At 46.3% G+C, this 16,698-nt stretch carries 12 protein-coding genes; 6 read left to right on the top strand and 6 right to left on the bottom strand.

Annotated features, from left to right (window positions below):
- Positions 1-81: 81 nt before the first annotated feature.
- The 5 genes from BN8899_RS15640 (at position 82) to BN8899_RS15620 (ending at position 7,863) form a co-directional block, all read left to right on the top strand.
- Positions 82-969 (top strand): coiled-coil domain-containing protein, encoded by an 888-nt coding sequence (locus BN8899_RS15640; RefSeq protein ID WP_065220099.1) that lies wholly within the window; start codon positions 82-84, stop codon positions 967-969.
- A gap of 17 nt (positions 970-986) precedes the next feature.
- Positions 987-2,657, top strand: a complete 1,671-nt coding sequence (locus BN8899_RS15635; protein ID WP_065220098.1) for a formate--tetrahydrofolate ligase — start codon at positions 987-989, stop codon at positions 2,655-2,657.
- 16 nt (positions 2,658-2,673) lie between these two features.
- Positions 2,674-3,375, top strand: a complete 702-nt coding sequence (locus tag BN8899_RS15630; protein ID WP_148375465.1) for a carbohydrate-binding family 9-like protein — start codon at positions 2,674-2,676, stop codon at positions 3,373-3,375.
- A gap of 6 nt (positions 3,376-3,381) precedes the next feature.
- A complete protein-coding gene (locus tag BN8899_RS15625; protein ID WP_065220097.1) occupies positions 3,382-4,572 on the top strand; it encodes a metallophosphoesterase in 1,191 nt (396 codons plus the stop codon).
- 66 nt (positions 4,573-4,638) lie between these two features.
- Positions 4,639-7,863, top strand: a complete 3,225-nt coding sequence (locus BN8899_RS15620) for a carbohydrate-binding protein (protein ID WP_065220096.1) — start codon at positions 4,639-4,641, stop codon at positions 7,861-7,863.
- Between the two features lie 69 nt (positions 7,864-7,932).
- On the opposite strand, the gene BN8899_RS15615 is transcribed toward BN8899_RS15620, so the two are convergent.
- The 6 genes from BN8899_RS15615 to recN form a co-directional block, all read right to left on the bottom strand.
- Positions 7,933-8,334 (bottom strand): fibronectin type III domain-containing protein, encoded by a 402-nt coding sequence (locus BN8899_RS15615; protein ID WP_065220095.1) that lies wholly within the window; start codon positions 8,332-8,334, stop codon positions 7,933-7,935.
- Between the two features lie 616 nt (positions 8,335-8,950).
- On the bottom strand, positions 8,951-10,756 hold the full coding sequence (locus tag BN8899_RS15610) for an LTA synthase family protein (RefSeq protein ID WP_231932393.1): 1,806 nt from the start codon (positions 10,754-10,756) through the stop codon (positions 8,951-8,953).
- A 38-nt stretch (positions 10,757-10,794) separates the two neighbouring features.
- On the bottom strand, positions 10,795-12,330 hold the full coding sequence (dnaB, locus tag BN8899_RS15605) for a replicative DNA helicase (protein ID WP_018336632.1): 1,536 nt from the start codon (positions 12,328-12,330) through the stop codon (positions 10,795-10,797).
- A gap of 19 nt (positions 12,331-12,349) precedes the next feature.
- Positions 12,350-12,919 (bottom strand): 3'-5' exonuclease, encoded by a 570-nt coding sequence (locus BN8899_RS15600; protein WP_018336633.1) that lies wholly within the window; start codon positions 12,917-12,919, stop codon positions 12,350-12,352.
- Between the two features lie 65 nt (positions 12,920-12,984).
- Positions 12,985-13,821: an enoyl-ACP reductase FabI gene (locus BN8899_RS15595; protein WP_018336634.1), complete on the bottom strand. Its 837-nt coding sequence runs from the start codon at positions 13,819-13,821 to the stop codon at positions 12,985-12,987.
- Positions 13,822-13,890: 69 nt separating this feature from the next.
- On the bottom strand, positions 13,891-15,549 hold the full coding sequence (gene recN, locus BN8899_RS15590; protein ID WP_065220771.1) for a DNA repair protein RecN: 1,659 nt from the start codon (positions 15,547-15,549) through the stop codon (positions 13,891-13,893).
- A 119-nt stretch (positions 15,550-15,668) separates the two neighbouring features.
- Here recN and BN8899_RS15585 point away from each other — a divergent pair, with 119 nt between their 5' ends.
- Complete coding sequence (locus BN8899_RS15585) at positions 15,669-16,616, top strand: transcription antitermination protein NusB (RefSeq protein WP_065220093.1); 948 nt, start codon at positions 15,669-15,671, stop codon at positions 16,614-16,616.
- The last annotated feature ends 82 nt before the right edge of the window (positions 16,617-16,698 follow it).

Genomic DNA, 16,698 nt, shown 5'->3' with positions numbered 1-16,698 from the left:
CTCCGTTCTATAACGTTTTATATCTATATTTGTTGAAATGAATAACCAAGCTTTTGTTATAACATAAAACCTAATATGCATATGGAAGAAAACCAACTTACTAAAAACAAGAAAGATAAGACGTTACTAATTGTTATCGGCGTTCTGTCCGCCATACTGATCGTTCTTTTTGTCTTTTTCCTGATCGAGAAAAAAGAGAACCGGGAAAATATGGTAGCCATCACGGCTGAAAAGGAAGAACTCCAACAAGAATTAACTGATCTAAGCCATCACTACGATAATCTCAAAACAGACAACGATACATTGAACGTGAAATTGGCACACGAGCAAGAGAAAATCGCCTCGCTCATGGAGAAAATGAAAGAATTCCGGAACAATTCCTTTGCCGAAATCAATCGCTACAAGAAAGAAATTGGCACATTGAAAACGGTACTGAGAAGCTACGTGGTGCAAATCGACTCGCTGAACCAGCTGAACCAAAAACTAGTAGCCGAGAACACGGAAGTCAAGAAACAAATGAATTGGGTGCGCGAACGCAATAAAACACTGGAACAAAAAACCGAAAAAATGGCGGAAACCCTTGAAAAAGCGACCACCCTCTCGGTAGAAGATTTCCGGGTATATTGCGTGAACAAAAACGACAAAGAAACCAACCTCAGAAGATGTTTCCAGCTGAAAGCCGACTTTTCGCTCACCCGGAACGTCGCCGCCAAGCGGGGTCCCCGGATGATCTACTTGCGTATCACCCGCCCGGACGGACAAGTTCTGGCAGCTTCCAGCAAATCTTATTTCAAATACCAGAATGCCACACTGACTTATTCCGCCAGACGAGAGATCGAGTACGAGGGAGAAAAACTGGAAATCGCCATATTCTGGCCTAACGACGGTAGCCTGGAAAAAGGAGAATACATCGCCGACCTGTTCTCAGATAACCAACAAATCGGGACGACGAAATTCATTTTAAAATAACATCAACTATAATAGATATGAAAACAGATATTGAAATAGCCAATTCCATACAGATAAAACCGATCTACGAGATTGCCGACAAACTGGGAATCAACAGGGAATTACTGGAACCTTACGGGAAATATAAAGCAAAATTACCGTTAAGCCTGATTGATAAATCGAAAATCGACGGGAAGAAATTAGTACTGGTTTCAGCCATATCCCCCACCCCAGCCGGAGAAGGAAAAACAACCATCTCTATCGGTCTGACGGAAGGATTGAACCGCATCGGTAAACAAGCCACCGTGGTATTGCGCGAGCCCTCGTTGGGTCCAGTGTTCGGTATCAAGGGAGGTGCCACCGGGGGAGGATACTCGCAAGTAGTTCCCATGGAGGACATCAACCTGCATTTCACGGGAGATTTCGGGGCTATCGAGAAAGCACACAACTTGCTGTCCGCCTTGATAGACAATAACATCCAAAGTAAAACCCACTCGTTGAACATCGACCCCCGCACGGTAACCTGGAAGCGGGTAATGGATATGAACGACCGTTCCCTGCGCCACATCATCGTGGGACTGGGCGGAACCTCAGCCGGTATCCCACGTGAAACCGGATTCGACATCACGGCTGCTTCTGAGGTAATGGCAATCCTCTGTCTGTCGGATGATTTTGAAGACCTGAAAAACAGGTTAGGCAACATCTTCATCGGTTACACGTTTGACAAGCAACCCATCTACGCCCGAGACTTGAACGCGCACGGGGCAATGGCGGCTCTCTTGAAAGACGCCATCAAACCCAACCTCGTGCAGACGCTGGAAGGCAACCCGGCTATCATTCACGGCGGACCATTCGCTAACATAGCACAAGGAACGAACTCCATTATCGCTACCCGCATGGGATTGACACTTTCCGATTACGTGGTGACGGAAGCCGGATTCGGTTTCGACCTCGGTGCAGAGAAATTCTTCGACATCAAGTGCGTGAAAGCCGGTCTGAAGCCTAGTGCCGTGGTTATGGTAGCCACCGTGAGAGCGTTGAAATATCATGGCGGGGTAAAACTCGACCAATTAAAAGAACCGAACCTGGAAGCGTTGAAGAAAGGCGTTGCCAACCTCGAGAAACAGGTGGAGAATATGAAGAAATTCAATATCTGCCCCGTAGTCGCTATCAACAAGTTCGTGACAGACACCGACGAGGAAATCGCCTTCCTTGCCGAAACCTGCAAAGCGCTGGATGTACCCATGGAGGTTGCCGAAGTTTGGGCAAAAGGTGGTGAAGGAGCCGAAAACTTGGCACGCCTCGTGTCCAAAGTGGCAGAGCAATGCACTTGCAGCATGAAACCTCTCTACGACTGGAACTGGACCGTGGAGAAGAAAATCGAGACGATCGCCAAGGAACTATACGGTGCGGCTGCTATCGACTATACCTCGGAAGCCAAATCCGACTTGAAGAAAGTGATGGATCTAGGTCTGGATAAACTTCCGGTATGTATCGCCAAGACTCAGAAATCACTCTCGGACAACCCGAAACTGCTGGGACGCCCGAAAGATTTTGTGGTAACGGTACGCCAGATTGAAATAGCGGCAGGTGCGGGATTCATCATCCCGATCACGGGAAGTATCATGCGAATGCCCGGTTTACCGGATATTCCGGCAGCTGAAAAGATAGACATCGACAACGACGGTAAAATCACCGGACTATTTTAAAATAAATTATATTGACGTGTCAGGCAAATTTCACCTGACACGTCCCATTTTTTCTCTCGCCATGGATATCATTGAAATAAAAAAATTCCCGGAAGTAGCAAGCAGCGAAACCTTACAGGCTTTGAGTTATTATCTAGATCGGGAATGTACCCGAATAAACCTGCAAGAAATCAATTGGACTGACGATTATCCCAACAAACCCAAAGTCTACTTTCGGATTGCCTACAATGAACACCATCTTTTCCTGAAATTCGACGTGCAGGAATATGAATTCCGAGCCACGGAAATCACACCTTGCGCACCCGTGTGGGAAGATTCATGTGTCGAGTTTTTTATTCAACCCGAGAAATGCGTGGGATATTACAATATAGAAATCAACGCTATCGGCACGGTATTAGGCGCATTCGGCACTAGCCGGGAGAACCGCAGACCCGTTCCCCGCAGGTTGGACAGTACTATTCTCCGGGACTCCACGATAAAATTCAACAACGAAGATCCGGACGAAGCCTTCTACCAATGGTCGCTCACGGTAAAAATCCCTTATACCGTCTTTTTCAGACACAAATTTCAACCCAAGCCGGGAACCACGGTTAGAGGTAATTTCCATAAATGCGGGAATAAACTACCCCACCCCCATTTCGTGACCTGGCATCCCGTGAAAACCCCAAAACCGGATTTTCACCAACCGGAACACTTCGGGACCCTTATATTCAAATAAATAAACATGAAAACAGGATTACTCATACTTATAGCCGGACTACTCTGCGTGTTGCTGAACGACTCGCTACTCTATTGGCAAATCAAACGTTACTTGAAAAAACGAATTTACAATTGTTTGTTCTGGCTACACTCCCTGTTTTTCATGGCTTGTATCGTTGTCTATCATTTCTTTATCCCTACGCTAAAAGGACCGGAAGCCTATTTCTGGGTAGGCAAAGGTGTTTCCGTGATTCTACTTTTCTATACCCCAAAGACTCTATACATCATTATTAACATCTTCGCCATCCTATTGCGGAAACTGAAATGTATCCCGGCATCCCGCATCATACACCGGACAGCCCTCGGGCTTGCCGCATTCTCTTTCCTACTGATTTTCTATGGCATCACCTGGGGACGATATAATTTCAAAGTAGAACACCAACAAGTATGTATCAAGGAACTCCCTGACAATTTCAACGGTTTCCGCATCGTGCAACTCACCGACCTACACCTAGGTAGTTATGGCGAGCATTATCCCGGGGTCAAAAAACTCGTGAACGAAGTCAACGCCTTGAACCCCGATCTGATCGTGTTTACCGGAGACATGGTAAACAGCTTTGCCTCGGAAATGGATCCCTGGATCGAACAGTTGAAAAAACTAAAAGCGAAACACGGCGTGTATTCCTCCACGGGAAACCATGATTACGGTACATACGTGAGATGGGCAACCCCGGAAGAACAAAAGAACAACCTGAAACAATTCTTTATCAACATGGAAACGGCAGGTTTCCAAATGTTGAATAATACCAACGTACCCCTCGTGATCGGCACGGACACGATCTACCTCGCCGGTGTCGAGAATTGCGGACGCCCACCTTTCCCCTGTTTCGGTAACCTTCCGCAAGCCCTGCAAGGCACGGAAGGACACCCGGTGATTCTCCTCTCCCACGACCCGTCACACTGGCGGGACGAGGTCATCCGTTTCCCCGTGGCTCTCATGCTTGCAGGACATACCCACGCCATGCAAATCGGGATACAAATAGGCAACTTCCGATGGAGTCCGTCAATATACGTCTACCCGGAATACAACGGCTTGTACGAAACGAACGGACGGCAATTATACGTTTCCCGCGGGAGTGGCTACCTCGGGTTCGCCGGACGTATCGGTCAACGACCGGAAATCACACTGATAGAGTTAACGAACGATTGTAAATAAGATGAGTTTTATGAGATAAGAATATTTTCGTGTTTTTAAAATGTGTACTAATAAAAAATGTTGTGTATGGCAGGATGGCAAATTATTGTTACTTACGAGAGTAAGTTAGTAAAAAGAAACTGGTTGTTCCGTCTTTTTATCCTAGGTGTATTAGGTTACACTTTGGCGTTTCTAACCCCGTGGGACATTCATCAGGAGGCGTGGCGGAGCATAGCGTTAGCGTCCTCTCTCCCCACAAGAGGGGTCTATTTTTTGAATTTGTTACAGTCTCTAGTCGTGGTGTTCTTGGTTTGCGACAGGTCGAGGGCTCGGAATAAAGCGGATAGCCGGGAGGTGCACTCTATTCGGTCGCTAAGCAACAGTCAGATTTTCGGGGCAGAATTAGCGGGGATGGCTCTCCCTTTTTTGGTCGCAGATGTCGTTTTCATGACGCTTTGCCTGTTTATCAATTTGGTAATTCCGGATTCACCCGTGAACCCGTGGGTGTACCTGTCCTTCTTTTTGAGAGACGTGTTGCCGACGTTCGTGTTCGTGGCGGGGATGTCGTTACTGGTGAACAGGACATTGCGACATCCTTTCGTGAGTTGGCTCGTGTTGACCGGGTTCCTTTGCGTGTCGTATATTTACCTGGCGAAGCCACTTCACGGAATACTGGATTTCCGGGGAAGCCTGTTGCCAGAATCTTTTTCCTCGATAGTGGGGTTTATGCATTCCGGCGTGTGCCTGTTGCAACGGGGGACGTTCTTGTTGCTGGGGCTGGGATTCCTGTGCCTGGCAGTTCCTTTCACGAGGCGATTGCCCAATGTGCCGGGACGGAGAGTGTTTTATCAGGCGGCGGGTGGTCTGTTCGTGGTATTAGCCGTGGGGATGGGATATGTTTATATCGATAAGTTCCAGACCCGCCGAGAGAACCGGGAGGGGTATCGTGAGGCTTTCTTACAGTACGAGGCGTATCCCAAGGCACGAATCATGGCGCATGAGATCACGTATACGCCGAGGGGCGAGGATTTCTCGGCGGTGAGCCGGATGACTGTGGTGAACCGAAAATTGGAAAGGATGGAGCGGTTAATTCTGTTCCTGAATCCCGGGCTGGAAATCAGCCGACTGGAGTCAGGGGGACGGGAGGTACCTTTTCAGCGAGACCGACAAGTGGTGGTCGTTGAGCGGTCGTTGGCTCCCGGGGATAGCGTGATGTTGGAAATGGAGTACGGCGGATGTATCGACGAGGATATTTTCCAGGTAAATATCGATGATGATAGGTATTTCGCTCCCGTACGGCGATTGATACAGATGGAGCAACAAGGAAAACGTTCTGCGTTCGTGTCAAAGGATTACACGCTACTCATCCCGGAGGTACTATGGTACCCGGCGGCGGTGGCACCAGTAGCCTTGCAGCCGTCGAAAGAAACGAACTTCACGGATTACACGTTGCGCGTGAAGAATCCCGACGGAAAAGTGGTGTTATCACAAGGCGTACCGGAGGAGGGACAGAACGAGGTGACGTTCCGCAACTTACAGGCATTAACCGGTTTGTCACTTTGCATGGGCGATTACGTGAAGCGGTCGGTGGTGGCGGACTCCATCACGCTGGAGTTCTACACGTACCTGGGAAATGATTTTTACTTGAAGTCGTTTGACGGTTGGATGGATGAAATAGCGGGGTACCCGAACACAAAGGAGTATTGGGATGAGGTGGTGAACAAGTGCCGTGACCGTATAGAGAAAAGTATGCCTAACCCGTACCCCTTCAAGTTGCTAAAGTTAGTGGAGGTGCCTTCTTCTTTCCTTTATGATTATTCTTTCCATAATAATCTTCAGCCGGAAATGGTGTTTTTCGGGGAACGGATGTGGGAGAAAGATGATAAACCGGGGGACTTTTCCCCTGATGAACTGAGGGAAACAAACGTGCAGGAAAAAATATTATTCCAAAAGTTCCCTCGCTTTCTTGCTGAAATAGGTGTGGAACGTATTTTCTCGGATTTCCATTGGAGTGTTGCTTCCGATAGGTACGCAGGGATTGATATGTTGTTCGGTAAAATGGCAAATCCGACGCTTGACAAGCTTATTTTGTTCCCGTCGATGCTGGATAGTATCGCGGTAGGGGGATTGGAAGGGGTAATCCGGGGAGAGTATTCGTGGGGATACAATAAGTTGATTAGCATGAAAGTTTCGCAGTTACTCGCCTACTTGACGACAATTACCAATTGGAATTCGGTGTGCGCTTACACGCGGGAGTTCTACGAGCGTGCCCGTTTTCGGGAAGTGGATTTTGACGTGTTCATGGAGGGATTCCGCAAGCGTTTCGGGCAGGACATCAAGCCATTCGTGGATGATTGGTACACGACGCACGAGGTACCGCGATTGGTGATAAAAGATTTGGAATTCCGGCAGACAGAGGATATGCAGTCGGTTGATTTCAAGGTAGGCAATATCGGTAAGGTGGATGGCTTGGTTTCGGTCATCAGGGCTTATTCTGATGATTACGGGAAATGGGTTATTGACAATTGGCGGAGTTACTTGATCAAACCGGGAGAATACAAGCGGATCGTTGCCAACGAGGCTGATAAACTAATTGTTTTCGTGTCCACCAATTTTGCGAGGAGCGTACCGGAACGAGTTATACTTGGCGATCATGGCACTCCATTGTGGAAAGGGGATCTTCCGGCGGAATGTGTCGAACCTCTTGACAGGAACCAGTTTTATCCTCCCGGAGAGATTATCGTCGACAACGAGGATGAGGGTTTTCATTTGATCGATTCATCGGGTAACAGGTTGAAACGGTTGGCAGATCAGTTGGCGGAAGAGGACGAGAAGAAATATAGGATGGGTCCGGATTTCAAGAAAAGTATGTGGGGAAGACCGTTTATCAAGCAAACTGGAGTTTACGGAGAGGAGATAAAAAGTGCTTTTATCAAGATTGCCGGGAATGGAAGTTGTAAGGCGGAGTGGATAGCGAATCTACCGGGAGCGGGGGTATACGAGATTCTTTTTTACCAATCTCGTATTAGTGGTGGAGCTTGGGGATATAGTTATGAATCAAATTATCCGGGAATGAAGAATTACTATACGGTCTATACCCCGAAAGGAAGTCAAAAAGTCGTGGTAGAGAGGACTGGGGACGATACTGATGAGTGGATTTCATTGGGGAGATTTAATTTACCGGCAGGAGAATCCCGTGTCGTTTTGGATGATCGGGGTATTCCTCCGTTTGAGGAAATAAAGGAATGGGGTAAAGACAAGTATGCTCAGTTAGTGGTGGCAGATGCCGTGAAATGGGTGAAAGTAAAATAGATTAGTTTAATAAAATATCACAATAAAGCCGACTAAATTAGTTGGCTTTATTGTGATATTTTTATAGTATTACTTTTCTCTGATTATGTGTGGTTCACTTGACGCAGAATAAGGACCTTCCCCTCCTTCTGTACTTACAGCACTGACACGAAATTCAATTTCTTTGCCTGCTTTTAAATCAGGGATCTTTATCTTGTAGGCAAGTATAGGCGTTTCTTTTTTTGTAAACGGCTTCCAAACTTCTCCTCTATACCTGTAATCAACAAGATAACCGCATATAGGAGAACCTCCGTCATGAGTTGGTGGAGTAAATTGAATTGTACACCAATCTATCCCATAGTCTATGACTTTGGGTTGTCCTGGAGGTCCCGGAGGATCACAAAGATTTACAGCACTCATAAGCATTACTGCCATCAAGCCCACGCAAATAAACATGAAGGACTTAAAAAAGTTTCGATTAATTTTCTTCATAGCTTAACGATTTAATAGTTAATATTTGTATGTTACGAAAATAAAAAAATATTGCAAAGTTCGCAAACTTTACAATAAAAATATTTCGACATATGACAAAAACTCTATTTACATTGATTCAATTTGCAATCCTCAGCATATTAATTTTGTATTTTGTCAAACTCATAAATAATACAACGGCTTGTACGAAACAAACGGACGGCAATTACACGTAGCCCTCGGAGCGGCTATCTCGGGTTCGCCAGACGCATCGACCAACGAACGGTTTTGCTAACATCACGCTACTTTCTCCCATTCTTCCAGCCCCTTTCCCTATCTTCTAAACGATTACTATTCGATTATTATTCGATTGATAAACGAAATAAACTGTTCAAGAATTGTTTTATTATATAATATCTCCTACTTTTAGGATAGGGAAACACACGGGAAGAGTGGGAGAAAAGTACTGACACTCTTGCTTAAAGCCCATTTGGACTTTGACACACAGTCTTCTTCATGGACATAGCAGTTCGCTTGAATTTAGCAATGATTTCCATGTACCTCCAAAATGGAGGTAATTCTTGCATTCAACTTCAATACAACAAGCCGAATAACAAACAATTACAATTCTGTTTTATTACCGTTCCTTGAAATCCTGGTCGATGGTTTGCAAATAAGCCTTCAACAATTCTCCATCCCGGGGGGTCGTGTTCGTTCCTATACTCTTTTTGGTTTTCAAGTCAAAAATATAGGCGCCGTTGCTTGTCACCACGGCGGCGGCATTAGAAAAAGCATAGAAGGCGAAAGGCACGGCAGTCGGGTCGAGCAGGTTTTTGCTGTAATGGTAAGCCGAGGCGTCCATTCCCAATTGTGCCAACATCGTAGCTACCATATCGGTTTGGGAGCCTAAAGTATTGACCACGGAATCCCGCACGCTCATCGCTCCCCCGGTAAAGATCATCGGAATGCGGTAAGCCTCCGGCAAATGAGGTTGCAGGTTCCCCACGTGGCGTGTCCCGTGATCGGCAATCAACACGAACAACGTGTTATCCCAAATCCCGGACTTTTTGCATTTCTCGAAAAACTCTCCCAGGCATTGGTCGGTATAGGCTATAGCGTTTTTCAACTTCGAACCGTTATCATCTCCCGGGATCTTTGTTTCCATGGGAACCTCGAAAGGCTCGTGGCTGCTCATCGTGAACGCCATATACATAAAAGGAGTACTCGCCACACGCAAATCTTCATACAGGCGATCCAGCATATAGCCATCATGCACACCCCATTTGAAACGATTTTCAATTGCCTCACCAGAAAAATCATCCTCGGTCACGTTGCTCTGAAAACTCATCGTCACGTAGGAACGGAATCCCCCGAAGTTCAAATCCCCGGCATAATAGAATCGGGTTGTATAACCGTTAGCCTCGAAATCCAAGGGAAAACGGGGATGCAGATAAGTTTTATTCGGGTACTTCAGCATAGACACTTGCGGGTGAGCCGGGAAACCACTGATAACACCCAATATTCCCCGGTCGGAACGATTTCCCGTGGCATATATATTCGAGAAGAAAATACCTTCCTTCGCGATAGACTGCAAATTAGGCATGGCATCCCAAGCATTCAACGTAAAGGTTTCCAATAAAAGCACCACCACGTTGGGCTTGTTCGTTTTCAAAACCATGGGGAATGTACCCGTTTCCGTGTACACGCTGTCGACCAATTGTTTCGCCTGCTCCTTCGGCATAAAAACGAAGTCACTTTTTATCTTATTGACATGAGTCACCTCGTACAGGAAATTCCAAACCGGATTGACTGCTGCCTGGTTGGCATACATATTTTTGTTATTGAAGAACACGAAACTCACGTTCATCGGAGCCACGTTGAAACCTCCCCTGACGGGAATAATCATCAACCCGCCCAGAAGAATGTAAATCACGCTCCGCCAGGCTGCCTCTTGCACGGGCTTTAAGGATTTCGCCACCCAACGACGGTAAAAGCTATAAAATACCGCAACCATTACCGCACAAAGCAATACCAACAAAAGAATTAGTCCCGTGGGTGTCGATGCCATCGCTTCTCCCGGTGTCTTCAAATAGAACAGCGGAGTGGCATCCATATGGTATCCCCAATTCTTGAACAATTCCAAATCACCCACCATGATCAAACTGGATACCGCCAAAAGTATCCATGTCAACCATGAATATACACGTTTCAACCATTTGAACGGTAAGAATACCCCTATCGCCATGATCACGCAAGCCAGTATCATCACGTAGCCACCGAACGAAAGATCCATGCGTATCCCCTTCGAGAACAACATCACGTAATCATACCCGGTGAGAGTCGCCGTATCCTTGTACTGGTAAATCAAAAAGATCACCTTTGCCACAATCGAGAACACAAGCCAAAACACGTAATACTTCAATAAAAATAACAACCTGCCCATAATAATTGAAAATTGAAAATAAAAAGACAATCGCTAAATCAGAACGGCGCAGTATTGCTATTGCTTCCACTCTCGAAACTCTTTCCCCCGTCTTGGAAACCCGAATCAAGGGCAGGAACCTGCGCAGATGCGTCCTCGTTCATCCGGGAACCAAAAGTAACGGTCTTCACTGTCGGACTCCCGAAAGGAGAAACATCTTCCAGATCACAGAACTGAGCCAACTCGTTGCGGAAGCGCAATTGAATCTCTCCCACGGCACCATTACGATGCTTGGCGATAATAATATCGGCGATCCCTTTCAAGCTGTTTCCCATACTGTCCTCCATGATCCCGTAACGCTCGGGACGATGGATAAAAAGTACCATATCGGCGTCCTGCTCGATGGCTCCCGACTCACGCAAGTCGGAAAGCATCGGCTTCTTGGCATCACCGGTACGTTGTTCCACTCCGCGGTTCAACTGCGACAAAGCTATCACGGGAATATTCAATTCTTTGGCGATAATTTTCAACTGCCGGGAAATCATACTTACCTCCTGTTCCCGGTTTCCCCTCATATCGGCACCCGCGGTCATCAACTGCAAGTAGTCTATAATCAACACCTTGATCCCGTACCTCTGTTGCAGGCGACGACATTTTGCCCGCAACTCGAAAATCGAGAGTGCCGGGGTATCATCCACGTATATCGGAGCTTTAATCAAAGCCTTGATCTTCGAATGCAACTGTTGCCATTCGTCCTCGGACAACTTACCGTTACGAATTTTCTCTGATCCCAACTCGGTTTCACTGGCAATCAAACGATTGACCAACTGCACAGAAGACATCTCCAAAGAGAACAAAGCAATAGGCTGGTTATGGTTCACCGCCATATTCCGGGTCATGGACAACACGAAAGCCGTCTTACCCATGGAAGGACGGGCGGCTATAATCACCAGGTCAGAAGGCTGCCAACCGGAAGTTACTTCATCCAACGCCGTGAAGCCAGAAGGCACACCGCTCAATCCGTCCGCCCGTTTTCCGGCAATCTCGATTCCTTTGATCGCTTCATCGATCAAGGCGTTGATGGCAGTCGTTTCCTTTTTGATATTCCCTTCCGCGATCTCGAATACCTGCTTCTGTGCCATATCCACGAGGTCAGCAACGTCCGTGGCGTCATCATAGGCTTTATTCTGAATATCCGTACATACCCGGATCAGCTCCCGCTGGATATATTTCTGCACGATGATGCGGGCATGAAATTCGATATGGGCTGCAGAAGCCACTTTGGAAGTCAGCTGCGCCAGGTAATAATACCCGCCAATCGATTCCAGCTCGCCCAATCGCTTCATCTCCTCGCTCACGGTCAGAATATCCACCGGTTCGTTGTTCAACGACAAATTCTGAATACCCCGGTATATCTTCTGGTGCGCCTCTTTGTAGAAACATTCGGGCTTCAGGAAGTCGCTCACGGTAATAAAAGCATCCTTTTCCAGCATCAGTGACCCCAGTATCGCTTCCTCTAAATCAACCGCTTGCGGCGGCATTTTCCCATAATCCGATTGTAATGATTGATAATTATATTCCGGTTTTTTAGCCATATGTCTTTTTTTATTTTTCTCACATCACCTTGAGTTCTTTCAACTTCCAGAAACATCGTGCGGTAGCCCTCACGTCAGCCAAAGCATCATGGGCGTTTTCGAATCCCTCCCCGAACAACACCTCGTGCAACTCGGACAACTTCGGGGACTTGAAACCCTGCTTCCCCGGTAATTTACAATAGTTCGTGGACGATTTCATCGTGCAATATTTCGGTTTCAAGAACATGGAACTCATGATACGCTTACGCTCGAACTCAGCCCCCACTATACACTCGTCAAAACTGATGTTGTGCCCGATCAAAGCAAATGCCTCATCTATTTTGTCTGAAAAAACTTCCAGAACAGACAACAAATCCTTGCCCTCGGCTTGTGCCTTTGCAGTCGTAATCCCGTGTACCCGGGACGCTTCCGCCGGAATCAAAAAACCTTCCGGCTTCACAATATCACTCCGTTCTTCAATAATATTCCCTTTCTCATCACACATAATCCACGCCAACTGCACCATACGAGGCCAATTATCCAAGTCGGTAATGGGAGCATTCCACCGTTGTGGAAGTCCCGTCGTCTCCGTGTCAAAAAATAAAAACATCTTTTCGATCTATGATTTAAAATTTATGATTTGCGATTCTGGTTCATAGATCGCAAATCTGAAAATTATTTCGAGTTATCGTTCTCAAAACTCTTGTTGTACTGGTGCATCGCCCGGTAACTCATACCCATACTGGAAAATCCCCCGTCGTGGAAAAGATTCTGCATGGTAACCTTACGGGTAAGGTCGGAAAACAAGGTGATACAATAGTTTGCACACTCGTCGGCATCGGCATTTCCCAACGGGGACATACGTTCGGCGAAATCGATCAGGGAATCAAAACCCTTGATACCGCTTCCCGCCGTGGTCATCGTGGGCGATTGCGAGATTGTGTTCACGCGCACCCGTTTCTCCCGCCCGTAAATATACCCGAAACTACGGGCAATAGACTCCAACATCGCTTTGGCATCCGCCATATCATTATACTCGAACATCGTCCGCTGCGCCGCCACGTAAGAAAGCGCTACCACGGACCCCCACTCGTTCATGGCATCTAGCTTCTTCGCCGTCTGCAATACCTTGTGGAACGACACAGCTGAAATATCCAACGTCTTCTGCAAAAAGTCGTAATCTAAATTATCATAAGGACGTTTTTTTCTCACGTTCAAAGACATTGCCACGGAGTGCAGAATAAAATCAATCTTTCCTCCCAACAAATCCATCGACTTTTGGAACAATTGTTCCAAATCCTCTTCACTTGTAGCATCTGCCGGAATCAAAGGAACATTATTCTTTTCTGCAAACTCCTTCACGTTTCCCATACGAATAGACAATTCCGTGTTCGTCAAAACAATTTGCGCCCCCTCTTCCAAACATTTCTCCGCTACTTTCCAAGCAATAGACATCTCGTTCAACGCCCCGAAAATAATTCCTCTTTTCCCTTTCAATAAATTGTAACTCATAGAATATTAAATTAAAATTACGTGATCTTCTTCCGATCACTCGATGTAAATCTTCAAATCAAAGACCCCTTAGAATTGATCTCGCAGTAACCGGGCATTCTCTAAAGCCGCTTCGCTCACGACGCTGCCACTAATCATCCCAGCGATCTCAACCACTCGTTCCTCCTCTGTTAAACGGCGAATACGCGAAATAGTTCCCGCGTGGTCGTCCTCTTTATATACCTTAAAATGGCTATCCCCGGCTGCCGCAATCTGTGGCAAGTGCGAGATACTGATGACCTGCATACGGGTAGCCATCTCCTTCATCATCGCCGCCATCCGGTGAGCGATCTCTCCGGACACCCCCGTGTCTATCTCATCAAAGATAATGACGGGCAATTGCTTCGTGCGGGACAGAATGTACTTCAACGATAACATCAAACGAGAAATCTCTCCGCCGGAAGCCACTTTCGACAACTCTCCCGGTTCCTGGTTTTTATTCGCCGAAAACAGGAAAGTCACCTCGTCCTTACCCGTCGAGGTAAAGTGGTCTAAAGGAACGATCTCCACTTTGAACAAAGCGTGTTTTATACCTAACCCGACCAACAACCCTCTCATCTCTTCCCTCAATTTCCCTTCCGAATCCACCCGGGCGGCATGAATCTTTTGAGCTGACGCCTCCATTTCCACTTCCAGTGCGGCAATCCGTTTCTCCAACTCTTCAATACGTGCCGAGAAGGATTGTATCCCCTTCAACTTCTCCCGCAAGGCATCTTTCAAGGCTATTAAATCTTCTGTCCGTTCCATTTTGTGCTTGTGTAGAAGATCATACATCACACCCAGCCTGTCGTTGATAGCATCCACCCGGGACGGATTGTACTCCACTCGCTCGGCTATCCGTTCTGCCTCATCTGCGATATCCTCCAACTCGATAATCACGGAATGTAATCGCTGGTCGTAATCAGTAGCCTCCTTCACAACATCCTCCAACGCGGCTATTTTATTCCTCACCCCTTTCAGCAATTGAATGACAGGAGCATCCGCCTCCGTCAACACGTAACCCACCTCCGAGAAAGCACCTTTTATCGCCTCGGCGTTATTCAACACGGACAACTCGTCTTCCAATTCCTGTTGCTCCCCCGCCCTTAAATTCGCCTCGTCCAACTGGTTAAACTGGTATTTCAAGTAATCCTCCTCCTGCTCGGCTTCCCGTGCCTGCTGCCGCACCTGTCCCAATTCCGCCAGTAAAGCCTGGCGGGCAGAATACTTCACCCTGTATTCTTTCAGCAAAGACCGGTTGCCACAAAACGCATCCAAAATCTCCAACTGGTATTCTGGCTGCCCGATCAACAAGGACTGGTGTTGTGAATGCACGTCAATCAAAAAACTCCCGAACTCCTTCAATATTTTATTACTCACGGGTGTATCATTGATGAACGAACGGGATTTGCCGTCTGCCGCCAACTCCCGACGCACGACGACCTCATCGTCATAATCGAGATCATTATCCGCGAACCACTGCTGCAAATGATACCCCACTACATTATACGTGATCTCCACCACACATTTCCGCTCCCGATCCATAATAGCAGAAGTATCTCCCCGCTGTCCCAAAGTCAACCCGATAGCTCCCAGCAAAATGGATTTTCCCGCCCCGGTTTCTCCGGTAATAATCGTAAACCCTTTCTCTAACTCCAGATCAGTCTTATCAATCAGAGCGTAATTCACTATATGTATATGTTGTATCATATTTCGTCCCTTTACTGCATAATTCGTGCGAAAGTAAGGAATAATTTTCAATTTTCAATTTTCAATTTTCAATTAAATTCGTACTTTTGTGCCCAGATATAATAATAGTTCTTTATAAAATGACAAGCAGAAGATTAATTAGAATTAAAGTTTTACAGCTTTTATATTCTTACACGAAGAAAGAGGGAGTGACCATCACAGAGGTAGAACGGGATTTGTTCAAGAGTATTACAAAGAGCACCGACTTGTATTACCACGTGTTCCTTCTGATAACAGAGATTCAACGCTACGCGTTTCTGAAAATAGATGCCGCCCGCAATCGGAAGCTTGCTTCACACCAGGATTTAAACCCGAACACCCGGTTTATTGACAACCCGGTTATCAACCAGATCGCCGAGAACCGGAAATTCAAAACATACGTTTCCACTAACCTCGTTTCATTAAACGAGTGTCAAGATGTGGTTACTTCCCTGCATAACAAACTGGTAGAAACCGATTTCTTCAACCAGTACATGAACAAACCGACCGTTACTTATGAAGACCATAAGCAACTCGTGTTAGACATGATCTCGGAATTGATCTCCGTGGATGAAGATTTCGACCAAGCGATGGAAGAAAAGAACATTTTCTGGAACGACGATTTCGAGCTGGTACTAAGCATCGTCTACAAGACGGTTAAATACATGAAAGAAAGTTATTCGGAAAATACAGTTTTCTTCATTACCCTATATAACGAAGATGAAGACTTGGAATTTGCCAAAACACTATTCCGGAAATCTATTCTTGACATGAAGGAAAACCTGGAAATCATCGACCAATTCACCATGAACTGGGAACTGGATCGCATCTCCGAAATGGATAAATTGATCATGGATGCCGCTATCAGCGAACTAAGATATTTTCCTTCCATCCCGATCAAAGTAACTCTGGATGAATACATTGAAATATCTAAAACCTATTGTTCCCCCAAAAGTAGTAGCTTCATCAATGGCGTTCTTGATAAGGTAGTACCTATGCTCCAGGAAAAGAACGAAATCAAAAAGATTGGTAGAGGATTAATGGAATAAATAAAGGGTGGCTTTCGTCACCCTTTACATTCTAAACTAAACTAACCAAACTTTTGTATCACTACAATAGTCAACTCATACG

Origin of the sequence: Butyricimonas sp. Marseille-P2440, from assembly GCF_900091675.1 — a bacterium.
Classification (GTDB): Bacteria; Bacteroidota; Bacteroidia; order Bacteroidales; family Marinifilaceae; genus Butyricimonas; species Butyricimonas synergistica.
The sequence above is the reverse complement of the archived record's forward strand: the minus strand, read 5'-3'. Positions and strand labels throughout refer to the sequence as shown.